The sequence below is a fragment of the Streptomyces venezuelae genome (assembly GCF_008642295.1).
In the GTDB taxonomy this organism is placed as follows: Bacteria; Actinomycetota; Actinomycetes; order Streptomycetales; family Streptomycetaceae; genus Streptomyces; species Streptomyces venezuelae_C.
This window is the reverse complement of record NZ_CP029190.1, coordinates 6,881,516-6,899,546: the sequence shown is the minus strand read 5'-3', so window position 1 is coordinate 6,899,546 and position 18,031 is coordinate 6,881,516. Positions and strand designations below refer to the sequence as shown.

Below are 18,031 nucleotides of genomic sequence, written 5' to 3'. Positions count from 1 at the left end.
TCCGACAGCCCGGCGCGGCTAGAGCTTTGCGATGTCCTTGTGCACCCACTGGGAGTTGCCGTGGTCGGCGGCCAGGCGCACCTTGAGCGGGTGGCCCGGCGGGGCCGAGATGACGAGATCGCGCGGCTCGCCCATGCCGATGCCGTAACACGAGGGCTCGGGGGTGAGGGAGGTCCAGCCGTCCCAGCTGCTGGAATTCGGGTCGTTCCACTGGACCCAGGCGCAGTCCCGCTCGCCGGCGGTGATCAGCACATAGGTGATCCTGACGGAGTTCGCCGCGCCGGGGACGCGCTCGTAGGTCACCTTCGCGGTGTTGCGGTGGTGGTTGGCACCGGCCTCCAGGTCGACCGTGAGGAGGGGGGCCTCGGCGGCGGCCGGGGCCGCCCCTCCCGCCAGCATCGCGGCGGTCAGGACAAGGGCGGCGGGCAGGGCTGCTGATATGCGCATGTTCCTTCTCCACAAAGGTAGTTGAGTGGTCGAGGCAGTCGCGCACACGCTATCCCGTGGGTGTGACATCCCCCCTTCCGCGAGCTGTCGGTTCAGGTCGCGGAAGGGGGAGTTGACGCGAAATCAGCGCTTGAGCACGAAGGTGAAGTCACCGGAGAGCCTGGCGCGCAGCCGGACCGCCGAGACCAGACTCCCCTCCGCGATCAGCCGATCGACCTCGGCCCGGGTGAGACCGCACCCCTCGGCGATGAGCCGGACCGGCCGGACCGGTATCCGGGCCGCGAAACGGACCGAGACGTCGATCACCTCGTGGTCCGAGGGGTTCGAGCCGCCAGTGTCGCCGCCGGTGTCCAGCCGCCAGGCACCGTCCCAGTCGAGGGCAATGCGGTTGCGACGCTGCAGGACCGGGTCCTGGAGCAACTCGGCGGTCAGGCCGTGGTCGTTGTCGTGCAGCCGGTCCAGCAGCTCCGGGCGGACGGAGCGGACGTGAGCCCGCTCGAAGACCGTGAGCTTCGCCGTGTCCCCGCATCCGGTGCAGAGGACGAGGAGCCAGGCGTCGAGCGCCTTGTGGTTTGCGTTGACGCGGAACTTGCCGCTCGCCCGGAAGCGGCCGGACCGGCACGCGGGGCAACGACGGCGGACAAGGGGCAGGCAGGTGGGAGTGACCACCCAGGTGTTGAGCACAGGTGTACACCGGTTTCAGTGAGAAATCCGCAGCAGGAAGCAGCACGGCGCGCAGATGCGCGACGCGCGACCGATCAGCTCTCGGGTGACTCACAGGGTGTACACAGGCCTGCCTTCTACTCGACGACGTATGAGGCAGCACGGTAAGCCGCACGGCGACGCCGTTCCACCGGTTTTCCGCCGAGCAGCGCCGCGCCGCCCGGCGCGGCTTCCCGGCCCGGCCCGGCCTACCGCCCCAGTACCGCCATCGCCGCATTGTGGCCCGGGATCCCGCTGACCCCGCCGCCCCGTACCGCACCCGCCCCGCAGAGCAGCACCGTGCGGTGTTCCGTCTCCACCCCCCACCGGCCCGGGTCCGGCTCCTCCTCCGCCCGGTAGGGCCAGGACAGGTCCCGGTGGAAGATGTTCCCGCCCGGCAGCCGCAGTTCACGCTCCAGGTCCAGCGGGGTCTTCGCCTCGATACAGGGCCGGCCGTCCGCGTCCTCGGCCAGGCAGTCGGCGATCGGCTCGGCCAGATGTGCGTCGAGCTGTGCCAGGGTGGCCGCCAGCAGGATCTCCTTCGCCTCCGCCGCCCCGCCGGCGTGCTTCTCGAACAGCCGGGCCGGGGTGTGCAGTCCGAACAGGGTGAGCGTCTGGTACCCCTGCTCCACCAGGTCCGGTGCCAGGATCCCCGGATCGGTCAGCGAGTGGCAGTAGATCTCCGACGGCGGGGCGGAGGGCAGTTCCCCGGCCGCCGCCTGCCCGTAGGCCCGGGCGAGTTCGGCGTACCCCTCGCCGATGTGGAAGGTGCCCGCGAAGGCCTCCCGCGGGTCGACCGAGGTGTCCTTCAGCCGGGGCAGCCGGCGCAGCAGCATGTTGACCTTCAGCTGGGCGCCCTCGGCGGGACGCGGCGGGGCGGTGCCCAGCAGACCGGCGAGGTCCCGGGGCGAGGCGTTCACCAGCACCCGCCGCCCGGTCACCCGGCCTTCGCCGACCGCCGTACGGAAGGTCACCTCGGCGGCGGTGACCCCGTCGGTGTCGATCCGTACGGCCTCGTGGCCGGTGACGATCTCGGCGCCGGCCGACCGGGCGGCCTCCGCCAGTGCATCGGTCAGGGCACCCATACCGCCGACCGGTACGTTCCAGTCCCCGGTGCCGCCCCCGATCACGTGGTAGAGGAAGCAGCGGTTCTGGGCCAGCGAGGGGTCATGGGCGTCGGCGAAGGTGCCGATCAGGCCGTCCGTGAGCACCACGCCCCGGACCAGGTCGTCGGTGAACCGCTCCTCGATGGTCCGTCCGAGGGGTTCTTCGAACAGGGTCCGCCAGGCCGTCTCGTCCCCGATCCGCTCCCGCAGGGCGGCCCGGGAGGGCAGGGGTTCGGTGAGCGTGGGGAAGACCTGTTCGGCGACCCGCGCGGTCATCGCGTAGAAGGCCCGCCACCGCTCGTACTCCCGGTCCGAGCCGGTCAGCCGGACGAAGGACTCCCTGGTCCGGGTTTCGCCGCCGCCGACCAGCAGGCCGGTGGGCCGCCCGTCCCGGACGGCGGGGGTGTACGAGGAGACCGTGCGCTCGCGGACCGCGAACCGCAGCTTCAGCTCCCGTACGATCTTCGCCGGCAGCAGCGAGACCAGGTAGGAGTAGCGGGACAGCCGCGCGTCCACGCCCGGGAACGGGCGGGTGGAGACGGCGGCACCGCCGGTGTGCCCGAGCCGTTCGAGCACCAGGACGGACTGCCCGGCGCGGGCCAGATAGGCCGCCGCGACCAGACCGTTGTGGCCACCGCCGACGATGACGGCGTCGTACACGTCCCGCGCGAATCCCCGGGCCCTCCCGGCACTCCAGTTCGTCATGGCTCTTGGTAACACGGCGGCGGCCCGCGGGCCAGGGCTCCTCCGGCTCAGCCGAAGAAGCCGGGGCTGCGCACCGCGAGCGAATCGGCGATGGCCCGCAGGTCACGGTCGGGGACGCGCGGGCCGATGGTGGACAGGGCCACGATGACGCCCTGGCGCCGGGCGATGTACGTGGTGTTGCCGTTTCTCGACGAGCGCCAGGTCTCCGGGGCGACCTGTTCGCACGGAGCGGCGTCGAGGCGGCCGGAGGTCATGTCGACCTCGCAGACACCCGGGGGTGCGAATCCGGCGACGGGCGGTGCGACGGTGACCCAGATCCCGTGTTCCTCCCGGTCGGCGGCACCGGTCTGCACCGATGGAGGCAGCAGCAGGTAGCGGAAGGTGTCGGTGTGCTTCCCGCCCGAGGCGAAGTGGATCCGGTAGCCGTCCACCTCGGGTGCCAGCAGCGGGACGGGGGAACCGGCCAGCTCCGCGGTCCTGCCCTCGGCGAGGCGCTGCGAGCCGAGCACGCCCGACAACGGCCAGAGCAGCAGGACGGCGGCGGCGAGCACCCCCCAGCGCCGGAGGGATCCGGCACCGGGCAGCGCCACGGCCGCCGCCACCGCGTACGCCGCGGCCAGCAGGAGCGGCATCGCCACCGTGCCCCCGGGGGTCCCGCCGGAGGCCCGGGACCACAGGACGGCCGCCAGCACTCCCAGCAGCGCGCCCGCGGCAGCCACCCGCCAGGCGGGGCGCACCCCGGCGATCCGCAGCAGCCCCCATCCCAGCAGGGCGGCGGCGGCCGGTACGGTGCCGAGCAGCAGCAGACCCACCCCCAGGCAGCCCCAGGGCTCCTCGCTCCGGCAGAGGTCGTCGGAGTCCCAGGGCAGGACGAGGAGCAGCAGCCATCCGAGGCCGAGCAGGGCGCCCACGCCGGCGGGCCGGACCAGCGGTCTGAGCGCCGCGCGACCGCTGCCGTGTTCCGCCACCGTCACATCCATGCCTGCCGTCCCCCTCGGTGAGATACCCCGGCACCCCATCCTGGTTCCACGGGCCGCCGCATGCCTGAGTACGGGTACTCAGATGACCGGTTCATGATCGACCGGGGATCAGGCGCCCACGGCCGGCGGGAGCGCGCTGCCGTAGGCGAAGCCCTGGCCGCGGAGGTCCGCGATGCGGTCCCGGAGCGCGGCGGCCTCCGCGGCCAGGCCCAGGCGTTCCAGGCAGTACGCCTCGTCGCCGAGCGCGTCCAGGGTGTCCGGGTGGTCGGCGCCCAGCGCCCGGTCCCGCACCCCGGCGACCTCCCGGTACAGCGGCAGCGCCTCCTCCCAGCGGCCGAGCCAGCCCAGGCCGACCGCGACCTCGCGGCGGCTCACCAGGGTGTCGGGGTGTCCGGCGCCGAGCACCTTGGCGCGCAGCGCCCCGACCTCCCGGGCCTCGGCCAGGGCCTCCTCCCAGCGGGCGAGCCGGCCCAGGTTGACGCCGAGGACATGGCGGGCGCGGAGGGTCTCGGGGTCGGCGGCGCCGTAGGCCCGGGTGCGGTCGCGAACCAGCGACCGGAACAGGTCCAGGGCCTCGGGGCCGAGGCCGAGCCGGCCCAGCGCTATGCCGACCTCGTAGCGGGCGGCCAGGGTGTCGGGGTGGTCGCGGCCCAGGCTGCGTTCGCGGGCGGCGGCGACCTGGCGGTACCCCTCCAGGGCCTCGTCCCAGCAGCCGAGCTGGCCCAGGGCGTAGGCCGCCTCGTAGCGGGTCAGCAGGGTGTCCGGGTGGTCGGGGCCGAGCACCCGGGCGCGGGCGTCGGCCACCGCGCCGGCGGCCCGGTGGGCATCGGCGTGCCGGCCGAGGCGGCCGAGGGTGCAGACCAGGTTGTGGTGGCAGAGCAGGGTGTCGGGGTGCTCGGCTCCCATGCTGCGCTCGCGGGCCGCGAGCACCCCCGCGTACACGTCGTGGGCCTGCTGGTAGCGGCCGAGCTGGCCCAGGACGTACCCGATCTCCTGGCGTACGGCCAGGCTGTCGGGGTGGTCCGCGCCGAGGACCCGGTCGCGGATCCGGGCGACCTCCCGGTACTCGGTCAGCGCGTCGGCGGGGCGGCCGGCCCGGCTGAGGGCTGCGGCGGCCTCGTAGCGGGCGGTGAGGGTGTCGGGGTGGTCCGGGCCGAGGCCGCGGGGCACTCCGTACGGTGCGGTGAGGCGCGGGTCCTCGGCGGCGTCGGGCCGGGCCGGGCCGGGGCCGTGGCCGTGGCCCGTCGGGAAGGCGGGCGCCGGGCCCGGGCCCACGGCCGGGACCGGCGCCTGAACTGGGCCCGGGCCGGAACCGGGCCCGGAACCGGGGTCGGGACCGGGCCCGGGAATCGCGGCCGGGGCCGGGAGGGCGGCGGTCCAGGAGCCGGTCAGGACCGCCCAGGTGCCGCTGCCCGGGCGTGCCTGGAGGCCCGCCTTGCGGCCGGCGGTCATCCCGTGGGCCCAGGCGGGCAGGGCGGGCGCCTGCGCCGCCGTGGCCCGGGGGCCCCGGCGGGCCTCCGCCAGCCGGGTGTGCAGCCGCCGGGCGTCGGCGGGCCGGTCCTCCGGCCGCTTGGCGAGCAGGTCCAGCACCACCCGTTCGAAGTGCTCGGGCAGCTCGGGCCGGTGCTCGCGCAGCGGCACGGGCGGGGTGTCGCGGTGGCCGACCAGCACGGACCAGGAGTCGCCGAGGTCGAACGGCGGGGCTCCGGTGGCGATCTCGTACAGCACACAGCCCAGCGAGTAGAGGTCGCTGCTGTGGTCGACCTCGCCGCCCGCGATCTGCTCGGGGGACATGTAGTGCGGGGTGCCCATGGCCATGCCGCCGCCGGTGAGTTTGGCGGTGAATCCGATGTCGTGGGCGAGGCGGGCGATGCCGAAGTCGCAGATCTTCACGGTGCCGTCGGTCAGCCGCATGATGTTGGCGGGCTTGAGGTCCCGGTGCACCACACCCTGTTCGTGGGTGTAGGCGAGGGCGGCGGCGACCTGTTCGGCAATGTCCACGACCACGTCCACCGGCAGCGGGCGGCGGCCGTTGTCCTCCATCAGCTGGCTGAGGTTGCGCCCCTCCAGCAGTTCCATGACGAGGAAGAGCATGCCGCCGGAGGCGCTCTCGTCACCGAAGTCGTGGACCACGGTGACACCGCGATGCTGGAGGGAGGCCGCCACCCGCGCCTCGCGCCGGAAGCGTTCCCGCAGCACCTGGGTGAAATGGGCATCCTGTTCCGGACCGAGCGGCTTGAGGCATTTGACCGCGACATGGCGGCCGAGCGACTCGTCGCGGGCCCGCCACACCTCGCCCATACCGCCCCGGCCGATCAGGTCGAGTGACCGGTAACGGCCATGGATCAGTCTGCTCTCCGCCATCTCCTGGTGCCGCCCCCGTTGTCGTGCTGTGCGCTCATGCCCTCCCCGGCCCGTCCAGTATGGCCGCCGCTCTGCGCAGTGTGTACGTCGAGGGGCGGCTGGTGGGGCCCAGGCGACGCATCGCTTTCAAGATGTGACCTGGCGGCAGCTGCCAGCGCAGACCTGCGGGAATGCTGCGCAGCAAGCGCCCGGTGAGGCGCAGGCGGCGGGTGACGCTGCGCGGGGCGAGTGCGGGCCGGCCGTACAGCCGGTGCGCATACGGGGGCAGCGATCCGTACGCGAGCGCGGCGAGGGGCCGCCACAGCACGGCCCGGACGGGCGCGAGGAGCGGGTGTACGGGCGGCCGGCGCAGGAAGGCGTCGACGTCGGCGGCATCGGCTCCGGCGGCGAGCTGCGGGCGGACCTTCTCAAAGTAACCGGCGAGCTCGGCGGTGGTGGCGGGCACCTCGGCGGGGTCGAGGCCGACCAGTCGGGCGTTGACCCGGTTCTCGTCGACGTAGCGGTCGGCCTGGGCGGGGGTGAGCGGGACCCCGGAGCGGCGCAGGACGTGCAGGAAGGAGTCGATCTGTGCGCAGTGGACCCAGAGGAGGAGCTCGGGGTCGTCCAGCGGGAAGGCCGCGCCGGTGGCCGGATCGGTGGCGGACAGGGTCCGGTGGATCTTCCGGACCCTGGCTCCGGCCTGTTCGGCGGCTTCCGTGGTGCCGTAGGTGAGGGTGCCGACGAAGTCGGCGGTGCGCAGCAGCCGGCCCCAGGTGTCCTGCCGGAAGTCGCTGTTGGCCAGCACTCCGCGGACGGCCCGGGGGTGCAGGGCCTGGAGGTAGAGCGCACGGACTCCGGCGATCCACATCATCGGATCGCCGTGGCACTGCCAGGTCACGGACGCCGGCCCGTAGAGCCCGGGGTCGGCGTCGCTCGCGGTCCCCACCGGTCCATCGTACGAGGAGGTTCAGTCCCCTTTGGGGCCGTTGCCGAAGTTCAGGGTGTGTTCGAGCACGTCCTCCATGGGGTCGTCGAGCTCCAGGTGTCTGATCAGCGTGAGGCCGGGCGCGTGGATGACGGTGATGTCATCGGCCTGCGCCGCCCCGGCGGGGAGCCCCGCAGCCATGACGACGGCGATGCCGGCCGTCGCCCCCCACCGCACGGACCTACCACTCACGTCCACTCACATCCACTCCGCGTTTGCTGCTCGTTCGTTCGCCGACTCGTGCGGTCCGCCCTGCCCATTGAGCGAATGATCATGTGGTCACGGGAGGTCACCCGCCCGAGTGCGACATCCGGAGTGTTGGGTGATACGAGCGACGCCCCGTCAGATTCTTGTGCTATCTGCCAATACGGCGGCCGGAGACCGGCGGCGCAGACTTTCCGCACGTGCCGGACGAGGCACGACGTACCGAAGGGGGAGCCCCATGAGCGGGCAGCAGTACGACGGGATCGGCGAGGCGTTCGAGGGGTTCAAGGCCCTGCCGCTGACGCGTTTCGGTGAGGTGCCGAGCTTCCTCGGCATGGTCGGGGACGTGACCGGCAGGTCGGTTCTCGACCTGGCGTGCGGAACCGGTTTCTACAGCAGGGAGTTCAAGCGGCGCGGGGCCACGGATGTCCTCGGGGTCGACATCTCCGTCGAGATGATCGCCGCCGCCCAGGAGATCGAGCAGCGCGAGCCGCTGGGTGTGCAGTACGAGGTCGGGGACGTGGGCGAACTGCGCCCCTTCGAACGGCGCTTCGACATCGCGCTGGGCGTGCAGTGTCTCAACTACGCCGAGGACATCGCGGCGATGGAGCGGATGTGCCGCAACATCCACCGGAGCCTGGTGCCGGGCGGGGAGTTCTTCGTGCTCGCCCAGAAGCCCGACTACGGGTTCGACTGCGCCTCCCTGGACACCTACGGGTTCCTCTGCGAGCCGGTCGAGGAGGAGATCGAGACGGGTACGCGGGTACGGGTCACCGCTCTCCTCGAGCCGGAGCCGATCACCATCATCAGCTCGGCCCCGCGCCGCGATGTCTACGAGAAGTGCCTGCAGGCGGCCGGGTTCAGTGCGGTGGAGTGGGTTCCGCTCCAGGTGTCCGAAGCCGGTATCCGTGAGTTCGGCGAGGAGTTCTGGGCGGACCTGGTCGCGCACCCGCCCCTGGAGATGTTCCGCTGCCGCGCCTGACCGGCCGAGCGGGCTGACCGGGCCGGCCCGCCGGCCGGCCGGCCCGGTCAGCGGCGGACGCGGGGCATGCCCAGGCCGATCCAGGAGATGATCTCGCGCTGGATCTCGTTGTTGCCGCCGCCGAAGGTGAAGATGACGGCGCTGCGGTAGCCGCGTTCGAGTTCGCCGTGGAGGACGGCTCCGGCGGAGCCGTCCTTCAGGGGGCCCGCCGCGCCGACGACCTCCATCAGCCAGGCGTAGGCATCGCGGCGGGCCTCGGAGCCGTAGACCTTGACGGCGGAGGCGTCCTGCGGGGTGAGGGTGCCGTCCTGGACGGCGTTCACCATCTGCCAGTTGAGCAGCTTCATGGCGTCGAGCCGGGTGTGGGTGCGCGCGAGCCGGCCCCTCACCCAGCCAAGGTCGATCACCCGGCGGCCGTCGGCGAGTTTGGTCCCGGCGGCCCAGCGCTGGACGTCGTGCAGGGCCCGGATCGCCATGGTGCCGTGCGCGGCCAGGGTGACCCGCTCGTGGTTGAGCTGGTTGGTGATCAGCCGCCAGCCCTTGTTCTCCGGGCCGACGCGGCGGCTCGCGGGGACCCGGATGTTCTCGTAATAGCTGGCGGTGGTGTCGTGTGAGGCGAGGGTGTTGATGAGGGTGCAGGAGTAACCCGGGTCGGAGGTGGGGACCAGGAGCATGGTGATGCCCTTGTGGGCGGGCGCGTCGGGGTCGGTGCGCACGGCCAGCCAGACCCAGTCGGCGGTGTCGCCGTTGGTGGTCCAGATCTTCTGCCCGTTGACGAGGTAGCTGCCGGTCTCCTCATCGCCCTCGCGCACCGCCCGGCACTTGAGGGCGGCGAGGTCGGTGCCGGCGTCGGGCTCGCTGTAGCCGATGGCGAAGTCGATCTCGCCGGAGAGGATGCGGGGCAGGAAGTAGGCCTTCTGCTCCTCGGTGCCGAACTGCATGATCGTGGGGCCCACGGTGTTGAGCGCCATCAGCGGCAGCGGTACGACGGCCTGAGCGGCCTCGTCGAAGAAGATGAACTGGTCCATCGGGGACATCCCGCGCCCGCCGTACTCCTTCGGCCATCCGACGCCGAGCCACCCGTCGGCGCCGAGCCTGCGGATGGTCTCCCGGTAGAACCGCTTCTGTGCCGCCGGGTCCTGGTACCGCTCGTAGACGTCGTCCGGCACGAGCTCGGCGAAGTAGGCACGCAGCTCGGCGCGCAACTGCTGCTGCTCAGGCGTGTATTCGAGGTGCACGGCCCCTCCGTAAGGCTGGCTGCGGTGCTGCGGTGGCGGCGCACAGAGTAGAACCTGTTACAAGAATGCGGAAGGGCCCCAGCGGCCTCAGGGGGTGAGGCCGAGCAGCCGGGGGGCGTTCGTGTCGAGGATGGCGGCGACGGCCTGCTCCGGGAGGCCGGAATCCGTGATGTAGGAGACGGCGCGCACCAGTTGGTCGCCGTCCTCGTACGGGTAGTCCGTGCCCAGGACCAGGCGGTCCGTGCCGAAGGAGTCCGCGGCGGCGCGCAGTGCGGGCGGGTGGGCGTGTCCCACGGTGTCGTACCAGAGCCGCCGGACCGCCAGCGAGGGCCGTTCGGGGGTGTCCGGGGACTCGAAGGCGAGGTGGTCGTCGAGGCGGCGCACCAGCATCGGGAGGGCCCCGCCGAAGTGGGAGGCCAGGATCCGCATGCCGGGGTACCGGCTGGGGAGCCCGGCCAGGACCAGGTGCATGACGGCGACCGTGTCCTCCACCGGCGCCCCGACCATCCAGGTCATCCGGTGTCCGGTGATCAGCGGCGAGGCCGCGCCCTCGCCCTGGGGGTGGATGTAGAGGACACCGGCGCGCCGGTCGAGCTCCTCGTACAGCGGGTGGAAGGCGGGGTCGGCCAGCGTCCGGCCGCATACGGTCGTGGTGACGGCGGCGCCCGGCATGCCGAGCTCGTCCATGGCCCGGGCGAGCTCCCGCAGGGCCGCGTCGGTGTGCGGCAGCGGCAGCGCCGCGAAGGCGCGGAACCGGTCCGGCAGGTCGGCGACCAGGCGGGCATACGCATCGTTGGCGTCCCGGGCCAGAGCCACGGCCTGGGCCTCGTCGGTGAGGTGCGGCGACTGCGGGGGCAGGGAAAGCACCTGGAGGTCGATCCCGGCCCGGTCCAGCACGTCGAACCGGTGGCCGAGGTCGGCTTCCGTGGCATCCGCCCAGAGGCCGCGCTGGGTGGCCGTATCGGTCCTGCCCAGGCGCTCCAGCCGGTCGAGGTAGCCCTTCGTCCACAGGTGGGCGTGTACGTCGATGCGCATGGCGGGCCGCGCCTCCTTGCCGCGATCCCCTACCTGCATGGAACGCCCTTCCGGGGCGGGCCGCTACTCGGCCCCCGGCTCTCGGCCCCCGGCAGCGCCCTCAGGCGGACAGGTACAGAACGTCGAACCAGACCAGGTCCCGCTCCTCGTGCAGGAAGAACCGGCCGTCGGCCCGGTCGTTGGTGTCCGGGGCGGTGGGGTTGCCGGGGGCAGCCGGTGCGGCCAGGATGCGTGCGTCGTAGCCGGTGCTCGCGTGCCAGCCGTCCCGGACGGGCAGGTGCGGCACCAGCGGTGCGGGTATGTCGGCCGGGAGGGCGGCCGGTTCGAAGCGGTCGCCGGGCGGGGCGCTTTGCAGGATGCCGGTGACCGCCCCCTTCGGCAGCCGCGCCACACCGACCATCCGGATGCGCGAGTCCTGGCCGGGGATCGTCTGCCGCTTGCCGGCTTCGTCGATGTCGTAGCCGAGCCAGTGCGGGTCGGACATCTCCCCCACGGCCGCGAACCGCAGGCGCAGCGGCTCGGTGCGGGTCTGGACCTTCAGGTGGTCCTCGACCACCGGGGCGGCGCAGCCGGCCGCCGCCGGAAGCACCGGCAGCGCGGTGACGCCCAGCAGGATGAGGAAGCTCCGCCGGCTGGTGGAGGTGCGGCCTGACAGGTCGGCCATCCTCGCCGCCCCCTTCCCGGTTCGCGTCAGTTCAGCGCCGAGATCATAGCCGCGGCGGTCGCCGTCATCGCCGTACGGGCGGCCGTCAGGTAGGGGCGGGGGTCCGCCGGGGTCAGGTGGGTGCGGATGGCCTCGGTCATGGCCACATTGAGGGCGGTGCCGATGTTGACCTTGCGGATGCCGCCGGCCACCGCGGCGGCGAGCTCGGAGTCCGGCAGCCCGGAGGAGCCGTGCAGGACGAGCGGAACGTCCACCGCCTTGGCCAGCCGGGCCAGCAGGGTGTGGTCGAGGGCGGCCGTACGGCTCGTCATCGCATGGGTGCTGCCGATGGCCACGGCCAGCGCGTCCACCCCGGAGTCCGCGACGAAGCGGCGCGCTTCGTCCGGGTCGGTACGGGCGCCGGGCGCGTGCGGGTCCAGGGGTGCGGCGCCGTTCTTGCCGCCGACCTCGCCCAGCTCGGCCTCGATCCACAGCCCGTTGGCGTGCGCCCAGTCCACGGCGGACCGGGTGGTCTCGAGGTTCTCGGCGTACGGCAGGTGGGCCGCGTCGTACATGACCGAGCCGAAGCCGGCGTCGGCAGCCTGGCGCAGCAGTTCGGGGCTCTTGACGTGGTCGAGGTGCAGGCCGACGGGGACGGCGGCGGCCTCGGCACAGGCGCGCGCGGCGAGGGCGATGGGCAGCAGCCGGCCGTCGCGGAACCGGACGGCGTTCTCGCTGAGCTGGAGGACCACCGGCCTGCCGGTCCGTTCGGCTCCGGCGATCACGGCCTCGGCGTGCTCCAGGGTGATGATGTTGAAGGCGGCAACGGCCCGGCCGGCGGCGGCTGCCTCCCGGACCAGGTCCCCGGTGGAGACGAGGGTCATCGGACCGCCTCCTCTCCGGCGGTGAGGATGACGGACCGGGTGAGGTGGCGCGGCCGGTCCGGGTCCAGCTCCCGCCGGGCGGCGACGGCCAGCGCGAGCCGGTGCACCCGGACCAGTTCGGCGAGCGGGTCGAGCCGGCCGGCCATCCACCGGGCGCCGGTACCGGTCACCTGCTCGGCGAGGCCCTCGGGGGCCTCGTCCAGCGACCAGGTGAGGGTGCCCGGGGCGGAGACGCTGATGGGCCCGTGCCGGTACTCCATGGCGGGGTAGGACTCGGCCCAGGAGAGGGCGGCCTCGCGCATCTTGAGGGCGGCCTCGTGGGCGAGGCCGATGCTCCAGCCGCGCCCGAGGAAGGTGAACTGGCGGCAGCCGGCGAGGTGTTCGGGAAGCGGTTCGGCGAGGGCCGCGCGCCCGTCGGCGGCCACGGCCGGGGTGTGGCGGCCGACATGGGCCCGGAGGAGGGTGAGCGCGGTGGTGGCGAACCGGGTCTGCACGACGGACTGTTCGTCGGCGAAGTCGAGGACGACGAGTTCGTCGGCGAGGCCCGTCACGGGGGTTGCCGGATCGCCGATGACGGCGGTGGTGGGGATTCCGGTGTCGCGGAGGGCGGCCAGCAGGTCCAGCACCTCGGTGGTGGTGCCGGAGCGGGTGAGGGCGAGGACCCGGTCGTAGCGGCGGTGGCGGGGGAACTCGGAGGCGGCGAACGCGTCGGTCTCGCCCTGCCCGGCGTCCTCGCGGAGGGCGGCGGCGGCCTGCGCCATGTAGTACGAGGTGCCACAGCCGACGATCGCGGTCCGCTCCCCCGGCCGCGGGAGTACCGCCCGGTGGGCGGGGGCCAGTTCGGCGGCCCGTTCCCAGCAGTCGGGCTGTGTGCTCAGTTCGTACGCGACATGACTCATGCCGGCTCCCTGGAGTCCGTATGCCTGTGCGGTACCCCTGCGATTCTTGCGCTTTCCTGCACGGTATAGGGGACAGGCCGGGGCACTGGGCGTGTCGTCGGCGACGATCCGCCACGACGTCGACCGGCCGGCGGAGCAGCAGCTACCGGTCCGGGCGGTCGATCCGGTAGACGTAGTGGGCGCGGTCGTCGACGGGGTTGTCCGGTTCCGGCGAGGCCTCGGCGACGCGGTGCAGGCCCGCCTTTTCGGGTGCGCGCCATGTGCGCCGAGCCCGTGGCCGACCAGGTCCGGTTCGCCGACCAGATGGGCTCACGGTAGGGTCCAGAACTGGGTGGTGACGAGGTAGAAGACGACGGTCCAGAACACCATGACCACGGCGACGATGCCCAGGCCGATCAGGTTGGTCCGCTTCGGCGGTTCGTCCGGGGACGGCCGCAGCCAGCGTCTGAGCAGCCGGTTCACGTAGTAGGGCATCGTAAGGAAGCTCATGATGAAGCTCGACAGCAGGTTGCCCACCAGCAGTCCGAGCCAGAGCGGCATGTGCAGGGGTGACAGGGCGAGGGTCAGCAGCACGACGGTCGGGTACAGGCCGACCCAGACTGCGATGGAGGTCTTGGTCTCCGAGGGCGGTGGTGCTTCCTTGCCGTTCTCGTCGAAGGCGAACCAGCTGCCGAACGAGTTGTCGATCGTCCGCAGTTTGTAGTCGCTGAACTTCTTGCCTTCGGAGAGGACCCGCTGCCGCTGCTCCGAGGTCAGCCAGGCGTCGAGGTGGTCGGCACTGTCGAACCGGTAGAGCGTCGTCCATTCGTCCTGGAGGCCCTCGATCGGGCGGAAGACCTCCGTCCCGCGGAATCCCTCGAACTTGCTCTCCTCCTCGCTCATATGGCGCTGCCATGCGAGGAAGTCGTCGACGCTGGCGGGGTGCACCCGGTGGGTGACCACCACGGTCACCAGCGGATCGGCCGGCTGGGTGCCGCCGCTGATGTACTGCTGGGTCGCGGGGCCGTCGAAGTAGTCCTTGGCCATGTCGAGGAGGCGCTGTCGGGTCGAGCTGTTGAGCCAGGCCTGGAGATGGGCCACCGAGTCGAAGCGGTAGACCACGACCCAGTCGGGCTGCAGGGGGGTCGGCGGGGATATCTCGGCGCCGAGGTGTCCCGGGTAGGCCGCGGCGGCGGCGTTGACGCCCTTCTGCCAGGCCTCGTACTGCTCCTCCCGTCCGGGGAACACCCGGTGCCCGATGATGACGGTCGCCGACTCGCGCTTCTCGGTGTCCATGAGCTCAGGCCCTCTGTACGGACTGCTCTTCGTTGAGCCGGCTGAAGATCCGCTCCGGGGTGAGGGGCAGGGCGCGGAAGCGGACGCCGGTGGCATCGTGGAGGGCGTTCGCCAGCGCCGGGGCCACCGGGTTGATGCAGCATTCCGCCATCCCCTTCGACCGCATGGGGCCGACCGAGTCGGAGGAGTCCACCAGCAGCAGGTCGGTGCGCGGGACATCGGCATAGGTGGGGATGCGGTAGTTGCGGAGGTTCGGGTTGACCATGGCGCCGTCCGCGTCGATCTGGTGGTTCTCGGTCAGTGCGAAGCCGATCCCCTGGGCGACGCCGCCGTCGACCTGTCCGCGGACCTGCGCGGGGTTGATGACCGCGCCCGCGTCGGTCGCCTGAACGCTGTAGAGGATGCGGATCTCACCGGTCACCCGGTGGACGGCGATCCGGAACCCCTGGGTGTTCGAGGTGACGCTCCGGGGTGAGCCGTAGGCCTTCCGGGCGGCGGTGAAGCGGATGCCGCGGGCCCGGGCCAGGGCGACGATCTCGGCCAGCGACATGCGCTGGTCGCCGCAGACCACGCCTTCGTCGTCCATCGAGCACATCACGACATGGACGCCCGTGTGGGCGGCGGCGAACTCGAGGATGCGGTCGCGCACGGCGTTGGCGGCCCGCAGGACCGCATTGCCCGCCACGAACAGGCCCGCGCTGGCGAAGGCGCCGGTGTCGAAACCCGTGCGGTCGGTGTCGGACTGCACCAGGCGGATGCGGGACGGTGTCGTGCCCAGCTGGTTGGCGGCGATCTGGACGTGCGCGGTGGAGGTGCCCTCGCCGAACTCGGATGTTCCGACGGCCAGTTCGTAGATGAGGTCGTTACCGAGGGTCACCCATGCCTCGGAGATGTGGTCGGTCGGGGGCGCGGTCTCGTGCAGTGAGCTCGCCACACCGGTCCCCACCAGCCACTCGGGGCCGGGGGACGCCTGGTCCGCGGTACGGGCCAGGGCGCCGGCCACCAGGTTGATGCACTTGCCGAGCCCGTCCTCGGTGAACATCACGTCGTCGGGGCCGTCGTGCATGGCGACGAGCGGCTCACCGGGCCGCACGATGTTGCGGCGCCGCAGTTCGAGCGGATCCATGTGCAGGGCGCGGGCCAGTTCGTCCATCGCGGATTCGACGGCGAAGGCGGGCTGGGTCATGCCGTAGCCGCGCAGCGCCCCGCTCGGAACGGTGTTCGTGTACACCGAGTACGCGTCGTACTTCTTGTTGGGGCACCGGTAGATCATGACCGCCGCGCCGCCCGCGTACAGCGTCTCGCCACCGTGGTTGCCGTAGGCGCCGGTGTTCGAGACGTTGCGGACCTGGAGTGCCGTGAGCGTGCCGTCCGCCTTGGCGCCGAGCTTGACCGTCAGCGCCATCGGATGCCGGGGCGAAGCGGTGGTGAACTCCTCCTCGCGGGTGTACTCGAAGCAGACGGGCCGCCCGAGGTCCAGGGTGGCGAGTGCGACCAGGTCCTCCGAGATCACTTCCTGCTTGCCGCCGAAGCCCCCGCCCATGCGCTTGCAGAACACCCGCACCTGGTCCGGGCGCAGGGCGAAGAGGTACTCCAGTTTCACCTTGGCGATCGAGGGCGACTGCGAGCTGGTGCGGACGTTGAGCCGGCCGTTCTCCATCCAGGCGATCGAGCCGTGGGTCTCCAGGTGCGCGTGCTGGACCCGCGGAGAGACGTACGTCCCTTCGTGGACCACATCGGCGGCGGCAAAGCCTGCGTCCACGTCACCGATATGGGAGTGGAGCTCCAGCAGCACATTGTGCACGGGGTCGCGGACGAACGGATCGTCGGAGCCGTGCAGTTGGGGTGCTCCGTCGGCCATGGCCCGCTCGGGGTCGAAGACGGCGGGCAGCACCTCGTACTCGACGGCGACCTTCCGGCAGCCTTCCTCCGCCGCCCCGACCGTATCGGCCACGACCGCAACCACGCGCTGCCCGACGAAGCGGACCGTGTCGTCCAGAATGAAAGTATCGTCCGGATCGACCAGGTGGTCGGTGTGAATGGCGGTGGTGTAGCGCTTGCGCGGAACGTCTTCCCAGCTGTAGACGCGGTGCACACCGGGCACGGCCAGAGCGGCCGTCTTGTCGATGGACACGATCCGGGCATGCGCATGGGGCGAGTGCAGCACCTTGAGGTGCAGCATCCCCTCCATGTGGACGTCCATGGTGAACTCGGCGCGCCCCGTCACCACGTCTTCGGCGGCCGGTGCGGCCACGCTGGTCCCGACGGCCTTGCCGGGCGCGGCCTCCTCCACGCCGACGACGCCCTTCACGGCGTCCTCGATCGCACGGTAGCCGGTGCACCGGCAGAGATTCCCCTTCAACGCCCTGGGCAGGTCGTCCTTCTGGGCCTCCGTGAACGTGGCCGAGGTCATGATCATGCCGGCGGTGCAGAAGCCGCACTGGAAGCCCGGGGCGTCACGGAACTGACGCTGCATCGGATGCAGTCGGCCGGGTGACCCGAGGCCCTCGATGGTCGTCACCTCATGGCCCTCGGCCCGGAAGGCCGGGGTGATACAGCTGTGGACCGGCACGCCGTCCACCCACACCGTGCACGCACCGCAGTCGCCCGCGTCGCAGCCCTTCTTGACCCCGAAGTGGCCGAGTGAGCGCAGGAACGTCCGCAGGCACTGACCGGGGTCCGGCTCCTCGTCGAAGTTCCTGCCGTTCACCGTGTACGTCATGTCAGACCCCGGCTGTGAGTTCGCTGCGAATCTCTTCGGCGAAGTACGTGGTCAGGTGGTGCCGGTGCGCGGGCGTCCCGTTGGGATCGGCGAACCAGAGGTCGTCGGGAAGGGCGTCGATCCGCTCCTGAAGGGTCCTGGCATCGGGCATGTCGTCGAACGCGAGGCGCACGGGCCGCGTGGTACCGGCCGTGACCGTCAGCATCAGATCATTCGTCCCCGGTGTCTGAGTACCGATCAGAAAGACGGTGGAACGCCCCAGATGGGTCAAGGTGAACCGGCGGTGGGCAACGCGTTTGCGCAAGGCATGCGCGGGCAGTTGGACGCGCCTCAGGATCTCCCCCGGTGCCAGGATGTTCTCGTGGTTCCCCGTCACGAAATCGAGCGCATCCACCGTGCGCGCCGCCCCCTCGGCGGGCCACAGTTCATATGCGGCTTCCAGGGCAACGGTCATCGTGATCATCGGCCCGGCCGGCAGGGACATACAGATATTGCCGCCGACCGTCGCCGAGTTCCAGACCTTGAACGAGGAAAGGAACGCCTCACAGCTCTTGGCGAAAACACTTCCTGCGATCCAGTCATCGCGCGGCGCAAAGGCGTACAGCTCACGGATGGTGCAGGTCGCACCGATCTCCAGCCCCGCCTCGCCCGGCACCAGCGCATCCCAGTGCAAGGCCGTCAGGTCGATCAGGCGGCGCAGTTCCGGCTGCTCCGCCGAGAACAGCCAGGTCCCCCCGGCGAGCCACGCATCACCCTCGCGCCATTCCGCGCCGGGCCGGTCCGATGGCCGCCGGACAACTTCGGTGATGGTGTTGAGATCCACGACGGTAACCCCGCTCGCAAAGTCGAACGGCGAACAGAACAGTGAAACCGGCGCGCAG

General features: G+C 71.8%; 16 protein-coding genes. 1 reads left to right on the top strand and 15 read right to left on the bottom strand.

What is annotated here, in order from left to right:
* Positions 1–18 precede the first annotated feature (18 nt).
* The 7 genes from DEJ50_RS30850 to DEJ50_RS30820 form a co-directional block, all read right to left on the bottom strand.
* Positions 19–447, bottom strand: coding sequence for a hypothetical protein (locus DEJ50_RS30850; RefSeq protein ID WP_150211339.1), 429 nt, complete (start codon positions 445–447; stop codon positions 19–21).
* Between the two features lie 123 nt (positions 448–570).
* The gene (locus DEJ50_RS30845) at positions 571–1,131 is read right to left on the bottom strand and encodes a DUF1062 domain-containing protein (protein ID WP_150211338.1); all 561 of its coding nucleotides are present in this window, start codon (positions 1,129–1,131) and stop codon (positions 571–573) included.
* Between the two features lie 227 nt (positions 1,132–1,358).
* The gene (locus DEJ50_RS30840; protein WP_150211337.1) at positions 1,359–2,960 is read right to left on the bottom strand and encodes a phytoene desaturase family protein; all 1,602 of its coding nucleotides are present in this window, start codon (positions 2,958–2,960) and stop codon (positions 1,359–1,361) included.
* 47 nt (positions 2,961–3,007) lie between these two features.
* Entirely contained in the window at positions 3,008–3,940 is a 933-nt protein-coding gene (locus DEJ50_RS30835; RefSeq protein ID WP_150211336.1) for a hypothetical protein, read from the bottom strand.
* Between the two features lie 108 nt (positions 3,941–4,048).
* Positions 4,049–6,304, bottom strand: coding sequence for a serine/threonine-protein kinase (locus DEJ50_RS30830; RefSeq protein WP_150211335.1), 2,256 nt, complete (start codon positions 6,302–6,304; stop codon positions 4,049–4,051).
* Between the two features lie 34 nt (positions 6,305–6,338).
* Positions 6,339–7,229, bottom strand: coding sequence for an oxygenase MpaB family protein (locus DEJ50_RS30825; protein WP_223837976.1), 891 nt, complete (start codon positions 7,227–7,229; stop codon positions 6,339–6,341).
* A 21-nt stretch (positions 7,230–7,250) separates the two neighbouring features.
* Entirely contained in the window at positions 7,251–7,460 is a 210-nt protein-coding gene (locus DEJ50_RS30820) for a hypothetical protein (RefSeq protein ID WP_150211334.1), read from the bottom strand.
* A 250-nt stretch (positions 7,461–7,710) separates the two neighbouring features.
* Here DEJ50_RS30820 and DEJ50_RS30815 point away from each other — a divergent pair, with 250 nt between their 5' ends.
* Positions 7,711–8,454 (top strand): class I SAM-dependent methyltransferase, encoded by a 744-nt coding sequence (locus DEJ50_RS30815; protein ID WP_150211333.1) that lies wholly within the window; start codon positions 7,711–7,713, stop codon positions 8,452–8,454.
* A gap of 47 nt (positions 8,455–8,501) precedes the next feature.
* Here DEJ50_RS30815 and DEJ50_RS30810 read toward each other — a convergent pair whose 3' ends face one another.
* The 8 genes from DEJ50_RS30810 to DEJ50_RS30770 form a co-directional block, all read right to left on the bottom strand.
* Positions 8,502–9,692 (bottom strand): acyl-CoA dehydrogenase family protein, encoded by a 1,191-nt coding sequence (locus DEJ50_RS30810; RefSeq protein ID WP_150211332.1) that lies wholly within the window; start codon positions 9,690–9,692, stop codon positions 8,502–8,504.
* 87 nt (positions 9,693–9,779) lie between these two features.
* Positions 9,780–10,727 (bottom strand): amidohydrolase family protein, encoded by a 948-nt coding sequence (locus tag DEJ50_RS30805; RefSeq protein WP_150211331.1) that lies wholly within the window; start codon positions 10,725–10,727, stop codon positions 9,780–9,782.
* A gap of 100 nt (positions 10,728–10,827) precedes the next feature.
* Positions 10,828–11,391, bottom strand: a complete 564-nt coding sequence (locus tag DEJ50_RS30800; RefSeq protein ID WP_150211330.1) for a hypothetical protein — start codon at positions 11,389–11,391, stop codon at positions 10,828–10,830.
* A 26-nt stretch (positions 11,392–11,417) separates the two neighbouring features.
* Positions 11,418–12,254 carry a class II fructose-bisphosphate aldolase gene (locus tag DEJ50_RS30795; RefSeq protein ID WP_150211329.1) on the bottom strand — a complete coding sequence of 279 codons (837 nt, stop codon included), beginning with the start codon at positions 12,252–12,254 and terminating at the stop codon, positions 11,418–11,420.
* Positions 12,251–13,153: an SIS domain-containing protein gene (locus DEJ50_RS30790; RefSeq protein WP_150211328.1), complete on the bottom strand. Its 903-nt coding sequence runs from the start codon at positions 13,151–13,153 to the stop codon at positions 12,251–12,253. Before DEJ50_RS30790 ends, DEJ50_RS30795 begins: the two co-directional genes overlap by 4 nt.
* 309 nt (positions 13,154–13,462) lie before the next feature.
* Positions 13,463–14,428: an antibiotic biosynthesis monooxygenase gene (locus tag DEJ50_RS30780; RefSeq protein WP_150211327.1), complete on the bottom strand. Its 966-nt coding sequence runs from the start codon at positions 14,426–14,428 to the stop codon at positions 13,463–13,465.
* A 4-nt stretch (positions 14,429–14,432) separates the two neighbouring features.
* A complete protein-coding gene (locus DEJ50_RS30775) occupies positions 14,433–17,150 on the bottom strand; it encodes a molybdopterin-dependent oxidoreductase (protein WP_150211326.1) in 2,718 nt (905 codons plus the stop codon).
* Position 17,151: 1 nt separating this feature from the next.
* The gene (locus tag DEJ50_RS30770) at positions 17,152–17,973 is read right to left on the bottom strand and encodes an FAD binding domain-containing protein (protein WP_150211325.1); all 822 of its coding nucleotides are present in this window, start codon (positions 17,971–17,973) and stop codon (positions 17,152–17,154) included.
* Positions 17,974–18,031 lie beyond the last annotated feature (58 nt).